10 protein-coding genes are annotated in these 12,952 nt (G+C 38.1%); 4 read left to right on the top strand and 6 right to left on the bottom strand.

Annotation, left to right across the window (positions count from 1 at the left end):
* Window positions 1-166 precede the first annotated feature (166 nt).
* From C9J40_RS08535 to trpS, 3 genes are all read right to left on the bottom strand, one after another.
* Complete coding sequence (locus tag C9J40_RS08535) at window positions 167-511, bottom strand: hypothetical protein (RefSeq protein WP_107207370.1); 345 nt, start codon at window positions 509-511, stop codon at window positions 167-169.
* Window positions 512-603: 92 nt separating this feature from the next.
* Window positions 604-2,322: a VRR-NUC domain-containing protein gene (locus C9J40_RS08530; RefSeq protein WP_233217696.1), complete on the bottom strand. Its 1,719-nt coding sequence runs from the start codon at window positions 2,320-2,322 to the stop codon at window positions 604-606.
* A gap of 40 nt (window positions 2,323-2,362) precedes the next feature.
* Window positions 2,363-3,379, bottom strand: a complete 1,017-nt coding sequence (gene trpS, locus C9J40_RS08525) for a tryptophan--tRNA ligase (RefSeq protein ID WP_107207368.1) — start codon at window positions 3,377-3,379, stop codon at window positions 2,363-2,365.
* 974 nt (window positions 3,380-4,353) lie between these two features.
* Between trpS and C9J40_RS08520 the strand changes: the two genes are divergently transcribed.
* Window positions 4,354-5,883, top strand: coding sequence for a sodium:alanine symporter family protein (locus tag C9J40_RS08520; RefSeq protein WP_107207366.1), 1,530 nt, complete (start codon window positions 4,354-4,356; stop codon window positions 5,881-5,883).
* A gap of 58 nt (window positions 5,884-5,941) precedes the next feature.
* Here the strand turns inward: C9J40_RS08520 and C9J40_RS08515 are convergent, their stop codons facing one another.
* Entirely contained in the window at window positions 5,942-6,499 is a 558-nt protein-coding gene (locus C9J40_RS08515) for a type II secretion system protein (protein WP_107246563.1), read from the bottom strand.
* 386 nt (window positions 6,500-6,885) lie between these two features.
* On the opposite strand from C9J40_RS08515, the gene dbpA reads away from it, so the two are divergent.
* Window positions 6,886-8,271 carry an ATP-dependent RNA helicase DbpA gene (dbpA, locus tag C9J40_RS08510; protein WP_045152533.1) on the top strand — a complete coding sequence of 462 codons (1,386 nt, stop codon included), beginning with the start codon at window positions 6,886-6,888 and terminating at the stop codon, window positions 8,269-8,271.
* 98 nt (window positions 8,272-8,369) lie between these two features.
* Here the strand turns inward: dbpA and C9J40_RS08505 are convergent, their stop codons facing one another.
* Complete coding sequence (locus tag C9J40_RS08505) at window positions 8,370-8,588, bottom strand: hypothetical protein (protein WP_107207364.1); 219 nt, start codon at window positions 8,586-8,588, stop codon at window positions 8,370-8,372.
* Between the two features lie 274 nt (window positions 8,589-8,862).
* A complete protein-coding gene (locus C9J40_RS08500) occupies window positions 8,863-9,084 on the bottom strand; it encodes a hypothetical protein (RefSeq protein WP_107207363.1) in 222 nt (73 codons plus the stop codon).
* Window positions 9,085-9,467: 383 nt separating this feature from the next.
* Between C9J40_RS08500 and C9J40_RS08495 the strand changes: the two genes are divergently transcribed.
* The gene (locus tag C9J40_RS08495) at window positions 9,468-11,294 is read left to right on the top strand and encodes a sodium:proton antiporter (protein ID WP_107207362.1); all 1,827 of its coding nucleotides are present in this window, start codon (window positions 9,468-9,470) and stop codon (window positions 11,292-11,294) included.
* 198 nt (window positions 11,295-11,492) lie between these two features.
* Window positions 11,493-12,902 carry a phosphoethanolamine transferase gene (locus C9J40_RS08490; RefSeq protein ID WP_107246517.1) on the top strand — a complete coding sequence of 470 codons (1,410 nt, stop codon included), beginning with the start codon at window positions 11,493-11,495 and terminating at the stop codon, window positions 12,900-12,902.
* Window positions 12,903-12,952 lie beyond the last annotated feature (50 nt).

The following is a 12,952-nucleotide window of genomic DNA, read 5'->3' as shown; positions in this document are numbered from 1 at the left end:
AGCGTGTCATAAACAAACAGTTACTGATAAAAAGTTTATATTTATAAGCGTCACGTAGGGCTTACAGAGGATAAATGACATGAGTAAATAGCGTAAGGTTAAGGTTTTAAGTGTCGCAATAATGCCTATTATCGGTATTGAGAAATAGGCACTTACAATACGATGATTAATGCGCGAACATCGTTTTTTCCATGGGATTGAATGCGGTTAAATCACCCGTCGGATTTAGCAAATGCGGTAGAATTTTGGGTAGATTTAGCTCGATATCTTTATCTGTAACAGGATTAATTATTTTGTTATACCAGCCAAGTAAGCCTAATACGGCATAACCGATAGCGTCATCATTATCACGGTGTTCAAGAATGATTTGAAGAAAGCGCAGTATAGCCTTATCTGGTGTTTTTGCCTGTTCTAATGTTTCGTTATACACCGCAGTTGCTTCTGCGACTAGGCCTTCATACTCAGTATCAATTGCGACCTTAAATGAGCCGCCATCCACAGTTATTTTCATTATAAACATACCTGTTAGTGCTAATCGCAGCATGGTATCGAATTTACGGCAGGCTTTTATTACGCTAACGCAAAAAACGTCTATTTATTCGCTTAGTCTTCGTTAGGATCTGAAAATGTAATATAAGCCACTTGTGCGGGAATTCTATGTTGATCAAAAAAAGCGAGCCAACGTAACTGGTGGTCTTGTAGTTTATCACCGGGTCCTTTGACTTCTACCCACTGATAACCCGTGTCATTAAACATGATCAGATCAGGCATTCCTGAGCGGTGGTGGCGTAAGTCTTTAAGTAATCGACGAAACATTACCGCTAATTGAGCTGGTGGTATATGGCTTAAAGCCAATGTAAGTGCTTGCTGATTAAATAGCTCCCAATGTACCCAGTAGTTAGAGATCCCTTGCTTTGTCTCAAAGTGTGTTTGCCAGCCATCATAGTGACCTTGTTCAATCGCTTGTAAGCGTTCATCAATTACGTCTTTTCGCTTGAGGTAAAACTCTGAATTGAACATATCCAGTGGCGCTAATTGGTAAGGATTAATAAAGCTGCCTTTGATGGGGGCAAAGATAATATCCCACATTGCTAACCCAAAAAGGCTGTTGAGAAATTGGTTCTCAAGATAGAACACCGTCCAACCTTGAGACTCAAAATAGCCAGCAGTGCAGTGTTCAACCCTTTGGTGTTCAGGATTCGCAAGTTGCAGTTGTATCGCTTTTGGAGCAAACGTTTTTGGAGCTGTAAAAATGTGATTGACTGACTTTGCGAGCTTTTTCTCTAACCTCAGACTTATGCCGTATTCATCTTCATTTTTCGCATCATGCTGAATATTTTTCACGACATTGTAGGCTGCTTGGTATTGCTGCTGCGCCATGAGTATTCGTGCTTGTCGTTCACGGCTTGGCGTACGTTCAGTTTGACGAAAGAGAGCAAGTGCTGCGTCATATTGATGGTTTCGCTCTAAATCTCGCGCCATATGATTGATCAGTTTTTGGCGTTTATTTTCGAGAGGCAACCATGAAGTAGCCTTTGGCAATAGTGGTACAAGGGAAGAAATAGTATCGTAGTCTTTCGTTTCATGGGCACGCCAATATAAGTCGGATAATTGGGTTAGTGTCAGCCATTGGTCGACTTGTTCTGTGGTGTGGAACAGTTGCGTGCTGGCATCAATCCGGTAATTTTCAAATTTATGGAGCCCTAAATCACTTAATACAAATTGGCTAAGATCTTGATGGCTATTACCAAAAAACAGCAATAGAAACTTTGCGAGCAGGGTTTGTTGTTGCACCATAACAAGTGGCTCGCTAATGACATTAAGCAAGTATTCACTATCATCATGGCTTTCTAATTTAAATAGTATTTCAGCTTTCTTATCTGTTTTTTCAATAAGGGTTGGGAATAAACGCTGTAGTTCAGGTTTGGTATAGAGTGAGAAAATATCACTGATGCTGATAACTTGCTGCTGGAGAAGAACGGTGATTTCTTGGCTAATAAAATGAGCATTAATCAGCGTATCTTTGGCTAAGTCGATATTTGTAATTTCGTCATAATTAAGTTTGTTAAAACGAAATAAGATCCCTTTACGTGATAGTAAGCGGATCAGCAACATTTGCGCATCGGTTGAAAGCTGGTGGAAAGATTGCAGCCAGTGCTTTTCATCTGTACTTAATAATGAAGCATGATACTGCTCTACGGTTTTAAGTAACGCCTTAAAGTTGTGAAGGTAGTAGTCTTGTTCGAGTTCGATGGTTGCCATATAACTGCACTGTGTGATTGGACGGCTATGTTTATCTGAAAATCGAGTCAGTATAAACATAGCTGCCTTTATACCCAAGTGACTTCGATATCCGAAACCATTAGAAAAGGTTAAGCCCAAATGCGCTTTTCACATCATGTAATACGAGCTGAGTTTCTTGATTGGCTTTTTCGGTGCCTTTTTTCAATACTTCAACTAAATAGGCTTTATCATTTAAGTATTCTTCACGGCGTTGACGAATAGGCGTGATTAAATCTTGTAAGCACGCCTCTAAGATTTTCTTTGTTGTACCATCACCTAAACCACCACGTTGGTAATGCTCTTTTAGTTCAGCGACATAGCTTTGATCTGGATGAAAAGCATCAAGATAGGTGAAGACAACATTACCTTCAATGTTGCCCGGATCTTCAACCCGTAAGTGGTTAGGATCGGTGTACATTGATTTCACCGCTTGGCTTATTTGTTTACTGTCTGCGCCTAACGTAATCGCATTTCCCATTGATTTCGACATTTTGTTTTTACCGTCAGTACTTGGTAGGCGTGCCACATTACTTAGTAGTGCTTGGCATTCGACTAAGATTTCTTTTCCGGCGATATGGTTAATTTTTCTTACGATTTCATTGGTTTGTTCTAGCATGGGTAATTGGTCATCACCGACAGGGATCAAATTAGCCTTGAATGCCGTAATATCAGCCGCTTGAGAAATGGGATAAGTTAAAAATCCGGCAGGAATGGAACGACCAAATGCTTTAGATTGAATTTCATTTTTAACGGTTGGGTTACGTTCAAGTCGAGAAATCGATACCAAGTTTGAATAGTACATGGTCAGCTCAGCCAATGCGGGTAGTGATGACTGTAAACAAATAGTGGTTAAGTTGGGATCGATACCAACTGCGAGATAATCGGCTACCACGTTTAAAATATTAGAAGCGACTTTCTGTGGGTTATGCCCATTATCCGTCAGTCCCTGCATATCAGCGACAAGAATGGTTTGTTGGTACTGATGTTGTAGTTGAATGCGTTGTTCAAGGGAACCCACATAGTGGCCAAGGTGAAGTGGACCTGTTGCTCGATCGCCAGTAAGAATCACGTTAGTGCTTTGTGCTGATGTTGTCATAGTATTCTCCAAAAATAATTGTTGCTACCGGAGAGGACTGAAACAAGATCATAATTGTTCATGGCAAACCTTCCGGCAGCGTATGAACATAAAAATAAGGTGTGTTAGTTCAGCGCCGCTCTAGTAAGAGCGCCACCAACAAAGAAAGAGGTGAGGTGAACTTAATCGTAATTCCATAGAGGAAACAATATCCCTCTAATCTTTTTCTAGCAAGCATTTTATGCTTTATCTTGTTTACTAAAATTGAAAACTAACGACTGATTTTTTGAACATACGAGAATAACTAAAAAGTATAAAATGCAGTACATAAAGATTAAATCGAGGTCTAAATCATGTCATTTAAGTCTACTTATTTCTTTTTCTTCATTTTTGCATCCGTACTTTGGATCGGTATTCCGCTACTTGCTGTTTCCGTTTAATAAGTTTTATTTAATCTTTATTTTGGATGATTATTCTGATTTCAAAGGGGGCTGGCCGGTAAAATAAAGAATATTATTTCATGGTAAATAATCGCTCTAGCAAGGCTACCTAGGTGATTGTGTTGATATTATATTCACTAATATTGATTTTTTATTCTTTATTTTGTGCTAGTACTCTTTTCTTTATCCGATAGTCATCTCATTTATGCAGATAAAAATACTAATCTGTGTAAGATATTCTCCATAATCCGCGATTTTTTTGTAAGAAATATGCGATTTATATGATGATTATTCTCACCTGCTTGTTTGACTCTCATTCTAAAAATAGCGTCATATCCTTCCTTATTGTTTTTTATCTTGTTGTTTATTTTGTGTTTTTTATTTTATTGTTCTTTGTTGGCAAGTAAGTTGATTGTTATTTTTGCGATATGCAATGCTTGTTTCATACTCTTATGATTGGGGCTTTATTCAAATTTAGGATGTTGCTATGTTAAAAGTGTAAACAAAATGTAAAACTACCAATATGAATTTTGTATATTCAAACAAGGATGTTGTATGAATAAAATTTTAATGACGGCAGCCATGCTTGGCGCATCAGGTAGCACCTTTGCTAGCTCTCTTGATGAGAAGATTAATGAGGTTGTTGCCCCGATTGTTAACCCTTTTGTTGGAATGATTTTCTCTTCCATTCCGCTTCCTTTTACGGATGTTAAAGCGCCATGGATTGTACTTTGGCTTGTTGTCGCTGCTGTATTTTTTACCGCTTACATGGGCTTTATCAATATTCGTGGTTTTAAACACGCCGTTAAAATTGTTAAAGGGGATTATGCTGATCCTAAAGACAGTGGTGATGTCACCCCATTTCAGGCTTTATCGACAGCGCTTTCTGGTACTGTTGGTTTAGGTAATATTGCAGGTGTTGCTGTTGCTGTGACAATTGGTGGTGCTGGTGCAACGTTCTGGATGATCCTTGCAGGCTTACTGGGCATGTCGACTAAGTTTGTTGAGTGTTCACTTGCCGTTAAGTACCGTACTTATAATCCAGATGGCACTGTCTCTGGTGGTCCTATGTACTACCTAAGCCAAGGTTTAGAAAAACGTGGCAATGCAGCATTAGGTCGTACGCTTGCGGTTCTGTTTTCAATCTTTGCGATTGGTGGCGCGTTAGGCGGTGGTAACATGTTCCAAGCCAACCAAGCGTATAAGCAAGTTGTTGGTGTAACGGGTGGCGATTTATCTTTCTTTGCTGATAAAGGTTGGTTGTTTGGCTTGATCCTCGCGCTATTGGTGGCATTCGTTATCATTGGTGGTATTAAGTCGATTGCTAAAGTAACAGCGAAAGTTGTTCCATTCATGGCGATTACTTATGTTGGTGCAGCAGTCGTTATCCTAGTGATGAACTACAATCTGATTGATGATGCCTTTGCCCAAATTATTAATGGTGCATTTACCGGTGAAGGTATTACTGGTGGTGTGATTGGTGTGCTAATCCAAGGCTTTAAACGTGCAGCGTTCTCGAATGAAGCGGGTGTGGGTTCAGCGGCGATTGCTCACTCAGCGGTTAAAACCAAAGAGCCAATTTCTGAAGGTTATGTCTCTCTGTTAGAACCGTTTATCGATACGGTTGTGATTTGTACTATGACTGCCTTGGTTATCATTATTACGGGTCAATTAGGTTCAGGCCTTGCAGGTGTAGAATTAACTTCAGCAGCATTTGGTAGCTCAATTTCTTGGTTCCCATTGGTACTTGCTGTCGCGGTTGTTCTGTTTGCTTTTTCTACCATGATCTCTTGGTCTTACTATGGCCTTAAAGCGTGGACGTACCTATTCGGTGAAAGTAAGAAAGCGGAGATGGCGTTTAAACTGATGTTCTGTACTTTCGTTGTTATCGGTGCATCAATGAACCTAGGTCCTGTTATCGACTTCTCTGATGCAATGATCTTCTCAATGGCACTGGTTAACATTGTCGGTCTATACATCATGGCACCAGAAGTAAAACGTGATTTGAAAGATTACCTACTACGTTTGAAAAACGGTGAGATCAAAGAACAAGGTAAAGCTGCAGCGAAACTTGCTAAGCAATAAGGTATAGCTGTTAAATAGAAAAATGCCGAGCAATATGCTCGGCATTTTTATGTTTGGGCTATTTGCAAGGAGTAAACGTTAGCTTATAACCTGATGCTGTTGATGATGCAGGCGTATAGGTTAGGTAACAGTTATCACGATTCATTTTATAACCGATGAAGTGACCTTCATCATTCTTTGCTTGTTCAGCAAATTGTTTAAAGGTGATTCTGTTTTCTCCTGCATGATTGGTAATACGCCAGTCAGTATTAAAATTATCAATTAAGTTCTTTAATGTGCCGCTATCATTAAGCGGATAGCCATAAGCAAATACACAGTCATGACCAGGTTTACTCGAACAGCCGGGGATTTTTAGATCTGCGGCATAAACTCCCGCACCGTCATAACTACCTTTATTTCGTGTTGCAACGTAAGGCTCATTCTCTAGTCCTGCAACGGCTAGTTTAGAATACGTTGTTCCAAATACGGATTTTAATGAGCCTTCAAGCCCTCTTAATGAGGCATCTCTGGCATCATTTTGTAGGTTCATAAACTTAGGCGCAGCGACTACTGCTAAAATACCAAGAATAACAATAACAACGATAAGCTCTATTAAAGTAAAACCATTCTTTTTCATCGGGGATAACTCATACATCATTCAACTTGAGTGGTGTTTTTTGTGGATTGTATTCCTAGGTGATATTTTGGCAATATAATTATCTATTATAGGGTATTATTTTGGTTTGTTATTCATTTTAAGCGCTATTTGTTGAATGCTAGTGAATACGAATTGCTTAACGTTTTAAAAGATAACCTTGATGTGACGAAACATTGATTTTAGTCGGTCAATGGAAAGAGATATTAGCGCAGCGCTAAATAAACAAATGGGTTGATCCTGTTGAAGTAGATTGTCAGCATGCCCATTAGCTGTTAGTGTCGCACCCCTTACGCATGCTTGCTAAATCAACATGCTGATATTCTAAAAACACGCTATGGTGTGTTAGTTGTATACAGGACATAATTTTGAGCCAGACTGCTTTTTCTACGTTAAACCTTAACCCTGATTTGCTCAGTAACTTAACGTCATTAGGTTACGACGCAATGACGCCGATCCAAGCGCAAAGCCTACCTTTAATTCTTGAGGGAAAAGATGTTATTGCTCAAGGTAAAACAGGTTCAGGTAAAACAGCAGCATTTGGCTTGGGATTACTACAGAATCTAAAAGTAAAACGCTTTCGTGTGCAGACGCTAGTATTATGCCCAACGCGTGAGCTTGCTGATCAAGTCGCAAAAGAAATTCGTCGTTTAGCTCGTGCTATTCACAATATTAAAGTTTTAACATTATGTGGCGGCACACCTTTTGGGCCACAGATTGGTTCATTAGAGCATGGTGCACATATTATTGTGGGCACGCCGGGTCGTGTAGAAGAACACGTTCGTAAAGGCTTTCTATGTTTAGATGAACTAAATACGTTAGTGCTTGATGAAGCTGACCGAATGTTAGAGATGGGTTTTCAAGACTCATTAGATGCAATCACTGATGTTGCGCCAAGCGATCGTCAAACACTGCTGTTTAGTGCAACCTATCCAACTCAAATTGCTTCTATTGCAAAACGTATTATGCGTAACCCTGTTGAAGTGAAAGTTGAATCTAACCACGATAATAGCAGCATCTCTCAGCACTTTTATAAAGTAGAGAGTAATGATGACCGCTTACGTGCTGTACGTTTGTTACTTAGCCAGCATCGCCCTGAGTCATGTGTGATTTTTTGTAATACCAAGCGTGAAGCACAAGAAATTTCTGATGATCTTGAAGATTACGGCTTTAGCTCAATTGCATTACACGGTGATTTAGAGCAGCGTGAACGTGATCGCACTTTAGTATTGTTTGCTAATAAAAGCCGTTCAATTCTAGTGGCAACTGATGTGGCTGCACGTGGCCTTGATATTGATAATCTTGATGCGGTGATTAACTATCACTTAGCACGTGATACTGAAGTGCATGTGCACCGTATTGGTCGTACTGGTCGTGCAGGTAGTAAAGGTATTGCTTGTTCGTTATTTAGCGATAAAGAACATTATAAAATCGCATTACTTGAAGATTACCTAGATCGCCCAATCTCAGGTGAAGCGTTACCAGCCGAGCATCTATTAGATCAACCAACGTTCCGCCCTGAAATGGTAACGTTAATGATTGATGGCGGTAAAAAACAGAAAGTCCGTCCGGGGGATATTTTAGGTGCATTGACGGGTGAAAATGGTATCGCTGGTAGTGATGTGGGTAAAATTAATGTCTTTGACTTCTGCGCTTATGTAGCAGTGAAGCGTGAAGTTGCACGTGCTGCATTGAAGAAGTTAGAAAACGGTCGAATTAAAGGTCGTAACTTCCGCTCTCGTCAATTACGCTAACTGCACTTTTAATCAAATAAAAAATCTAAAGAAAAGCCGATAGTAATATCGGCTTTTTTCCAATTCAATAGTAATAAATCACGATATAACAAAGTGTTTTATAAGAAGTAGTGTTGGTATTGAGAGTAAATTAACTCACTAAGGTAGTAAGTCAATTGGAATGAATGTTCATCAATACACAAGGTACAGTCACGCTCATCCTCATCAATGGAGTTGATAGCTATCGCAATTGTTTTCCATAATTGTAATTCACGATTTAGTGGTATATCAGCGATGAGTTTTTCATCACTATTGAAATTTATTGTTAAAATGGCCATGCAGAATAATACAGTGGTAAAGTTGAGCGATGATATGCATAATTATTCCTTTAAGCAATAGTTATGCGGTTTTTATGGCATTAATATCCCAAAATACCGCTTGCTTATCAGAATTTTTTGAATAGTTATTATAAATAAGCTGGTTGAGGTTATGAATATTTAGAGTTAGCTATTAGAGCCGTTTAAATAAGATAAGATGATAGAAAAAAAGCCGATGCAATATCGACTTTTGTAAAACAGGTTGAATAACTTCATTTAGAGATTCAGGAAAAGGCTATAAAAAATAATGTTGGTACTGAACATAAATGGTTTCACCTAGGTGTTGAGGCACTTTAAAAGAGTGATCATCAATACTTAAAAAGCTGTAGATGTCATTAGCTTCATCTTCTTCTTTTAAAGAAATTGCAACCATCTTCCAAAGTTGCAGTTCGTGAGTTGGAGGGATCTTAGCAATGAACTTTTCATTTGCAGCGAATGTAATATTTAATGTAGCCATACTGATAACCTTATAATCTTCCTGTGCAAGAAGAATAGCCCTAAGATACCCACAGGCAATTATTTATGTTTATAGCGTTATTGAGATCTCATTTTTTACTTTTGGTTGTTTGTTTCTAAGTGACTTATTTGCGTAAAAATGGCAACAAATAGTCTCGTCTCTTTATCTTATCCTTGTTTTGAAATCCTCATTTTTGTCATCTATTTGTTCTAAATATGAGCAACAAAATGATAAGGTTGAACTCAGCACCCATTTATTAGTCAGGTAGTGGCAAACAATAGCTTTAGTTATATTGGGCAGATAAGAATATAGCGAGCTATATTCGTTATATTTTAAAATCACATAAATAATGTGATGTGTATTAAGCTATAGAGTATGACCTCATGCATGAAGAAATGATTGGCCTAACTATCGCGGGATTAGGTGTTTTAGGCCTGAGCTGTCAATGGTTAGCATGGCGAATGAAATTGCCAGCTATTTTATTATTATTGATGGCTGGATTAATAATAGGGCCTGTGACAGGAGTATTTAACCCTAATATTTTATTTGGTGATTTACTGTTTCCATTAATTTCATTATCAGTTGCTGTGATTCTATTTGAAGGCAGCTTGACCCTAAATTTTGATGAAATTAAAAATGTAAGGCGTAATGTAAAATCTATTGTCACTGTTGGGGCAATCATTACATGGATGATCACCAGTGTCGCTACTCATTACTTATTGGATTTTAGTTGGCCATTAGCCTTGCTGTTTGGTTCTATGACAGTTGTAACAGGGCCGACGGTGATTGTGCCGCTATTACGTACCGTTAGGCCACAAGCCAAACTTGCTAATATTTTACGGTGGGAAGGGATTTTAATTGATCCCATTGGTGCAATTTTCGTTGTTATTGTTTATGAGTTTATCGTCTCTAGTAGCACCATCCATAGTGTTGAAGTTTTTGGTCTTATGTTGCTGGTGGGTCTGGTGCTCGGTGGTGTTGCAGGTTGGCTATTAGCGCATGTATTACGTCGTCATTTACTGCCAGAATATCTCCAACCGTTTGCTGTTTTAGCATTAGTACTTGGAGTATTTTCAGCGGCTAATGCGTTAGAGCCAGAAGCTGGATTATTGGCTGTTACAGTGATGGGCATGTGGCTGGCGAATGCGAAAGACGTCAATATTCAGCATATTTTGCACTTTAAAGAAAACTTAACAATCTTACTGATTTCTGGTTTGTTCTTGATCCTAGCATCACGCATTCAAATGTCTGATTTCCATGCATTAGGTTGGGGAGCTATCGCTGTATTTGTGGTGATTCAACTGGTGTCACGCCCAGTATCTATTTTCATTTCCACTATGTTTAGTCAGTTAGCCTTTAAAGAAAAACTGTTTTTAGCTTGGGTAGCGCCACGAGGTATTGTTGCGGCAGCTATTTCAGCGTTGTTTGCGTTAAAGCTTTCAAACGATGGGGTAGCAGGTGCAGAACTATTAGTCCCACTAACCTTTATGGTGATTATTGGCACAGTGGTCTTGCAAAGTTTAACTGCGCGACCAATGGCTAAGTTACTGGGCGTTGCGGAGCCTTCACCTAAAGGCTTTATTATTGTTGGTGCGAATGACGTTGCGCGCACTATTGCGTTAGCATTAAAAAAATATGATTGCCGTGTCGTGGTGACAGATTCTAATTGGGATTATATTCGTGCCGCACGTATGGCTGGGCTTGAAACCTATTACGGTAATGCCGTATCAAGCCATGCTGATGAGTATTTAGATGTGATTGGTATTGGCCATTTATTAGCGTTAACACCAGATAAGCATTTTAATGCAGTAGCAGCTATGCACTTTGAAAGTGACTTTGGTAGCCGTAATGTGTTCCGTTTGAACGGGCGTCGGCATAATAGTGGTTTAGAGAAACACTCAGCATCTCAAGCGCATAATGGTGCTGCTTTATTTGGTGAAGATATTAGCTATAAGAAATTAGCGAGTTTGATTAACCAAGGTGGTGAGATTAAACATACTAAGTTGAGTGATAACTTTACGTTAGAAGATTACTACGCGCAGTATAAAGCAAGTCAACTTATTCCAATGTTTGCGATTGATCCTAAAGGTTATATTTATACATATACGGTTAACGATGAATTTGCTGTGAAGGCGGGATGGACGATAGTTTCTTTAATTAAAGAATTAAAAGTTTCAGAAGAAGTTAAAGATATAAAAACAGAAGTTTAGCTCTTCTAGCTATCATCATAATGATAAAGGCACGTTAAACGTGCCTTTTTCTTTTTCTTATATGTTAATATCTTCCACTTAGTTTTTAGAATATCGTGGCTTACCGTGAAACAAAAAATAAGAATGCTTATAAAAAATAAGCGCTTTCTCTTTGATCTTATAATATCAATTTTTCTTGTTGTATTATCGACCACTGCAATGGGAGCAAAGCACCACAATTACTTGTTATCATTATTGGTGTATTGTGTTGGTGTTATGATCCTCGCTGGATATAAGCAAGTAAAATACTGCTTGTTATTACCATTGTTTATTATAAGTTGGCTTTATTTACCAGTAGGTATGATTTATGGTTCACCTAATATTGGATCTGTTGCGTCATTATTAGATACGAACAAGCAAGAAGCATTAGAGTTTATTTCAAATATTCCATCGGATATTATTCCTTGGTCAGCCAGTTTATTTATTTTAATTCTTGTCTTTGCATTTAAGAAAACATCTTATCAACTTAAACATGATATTCCGTTAGTCATTGGATTGGTACTTCTCTATTTTTCACCTTATAACCATCTTTTTGTACGCGGCTATCAATCTGTTACTGATTACTTTGTGCAAGAAAAGGCACTTGAGGCTGCTTTCTCGCATAAAGTGAATTTGGATATTCAGCAGGTTACACCTCAATATCAAAACTATATTGTTGTTATTGGTGAGAGTATGCGTCGTGACTATATGTCATTATATGGTTATCCAGTGAAGACAACCCCGTACTTAGATACTGCCAATGGCTTGTTTTTAAATGGCTATATTTCAACGGCACCAAATACAACAACTTCATTACCACGTACGCTTTCTTTAAGCCAAGGGATAACGTTCAAGCCTAGTATTAACTTTATTAATCTTGCTAATAGCGCAGGGTTTAAAACGTACTGGTTATCTAATCAAGGAAAAATAGGACGTTATGATACGCCTATTTCAAAATTTGCAATTTTAAGTAATGAAACGCATTTTTTGAAAAATGGCAGTTTTAATGGTTCAATTAATTATCAAGACTCCGATTTGTTACCTTTATTTAAACAGGCTTTGCTGGAACCAACGAAGCAGCATAAGTTGATTGTTGTTCATTTAATGGGATCACACGCAAAATTTTGTCGTCGAATAAAGCATGATGATTATCATTTAAAAGATAAACAACTGTCTTGTTATTTATCAACATATCGAGAATTTGATGCGCTAATGAAAAATATGGTAGGGATATTAAAAAATAGTCAGCAATCATATTCATTAATGTATTTCTCTGATCATGGTTTAAGCGATAAAAATAATAAAGGTAAAGATGTTTATTTAGTACACGGAGCGGATCATAAATCAAATTATGAAGTGCCATTCTTTATTTTATCAAGTGATAGTAAGCAACATGAGATGTTGAAAAAGCAAGTTAGTGCTTATCACTTTTTATCGTTATTTTCAGATTGGACTGGGATTACTTCGAAAAAGGTGACGCCGCTATCCATCGAGCAAATTAATGATAAAAACATCAAGGTATTTAACTATACCAAGATGGTTAACTTTAATGATTTAGCTTCTGATCCTGCGGTAAAAATATCAAGCTAGTTTAGTGAGATTAGTGACAACAAAAAAGGTAGAGTACGCATTGTGCTCTG

The sequence above is a fragment of the Photobacterium sp. GB-72 genome (assembly GCF_003026095.1).
Lineage (GTDB): Bacteria > Pseudomonadota > Gammaproteobacteria > Enterobacterales > Vibrionaceae > Photobacterium.
Note: the sequence above shows the minus strand (reverse complement) of the source record. Positions and strands in the feature narration are given on the sequence as shown.

Coding starts and splice junctions, on each gene's coding strand:
- C9J40_RS08535 (WP_107207370.1), bottom strand. CDS start 511: ATGAAAATAACTGTGGATGGCGGCTCATTTAAGGTCGCAATTGATACT.
- C9J40_RS08530 (WP_233217696.1), bottom strand. CDS start 2,322: ATGTTTATACTGACTCGATTTTCAGATAAACATAGCCGTCCAATCACA.
- trpS (WP_107207368.1), bottom strand. CDS start 3,379: ATGACAACATCAGCACAAAGCACTAACGTGATTCTTACTGGCGATCGA.
- C9J40_RS08520 (WP_107207366.1), top strand. CDS start 4,354: ATGAATAAAATTTTAATGACGGCAGCCATGCTTGGCGCATCAGGTAGC.
- C9J40_RS08515 (WP_107246563.1), bottom strand. CDS start 6,499: ATGAAAAAGAATGGTTTTACTTTAATAGAGCTTATCGTTGTTATTGTT.
- C9J40_RS08505 (WP_107207364.1), bottom strand. CDS start 8,588: ATGGCCATTTTAACAATAAATTTCAATAGTGATGAAAAACTCATCGCT.
- C9J40_RS08500 (WP_107207363.1), bottom strand. CDS start 9,084: ATGGCTACATTAAATATTACATTCGCTGCAAATGAAAAGTTCATTGCT.
- C9J40_RS08495 (WP_107207362.1), top strand. CDS start 9,468: ATGCATGAAGAAATGATTGGCCTAACTATCGCGGGATTAGGTGTTTTA.
- C9J40_RS08490 (WP_107246517.1), top strand. CDS start 11,493: ATGGGAGCAAAGCACCACAATTACTTGTTATCATTATTGGTGTATTGT.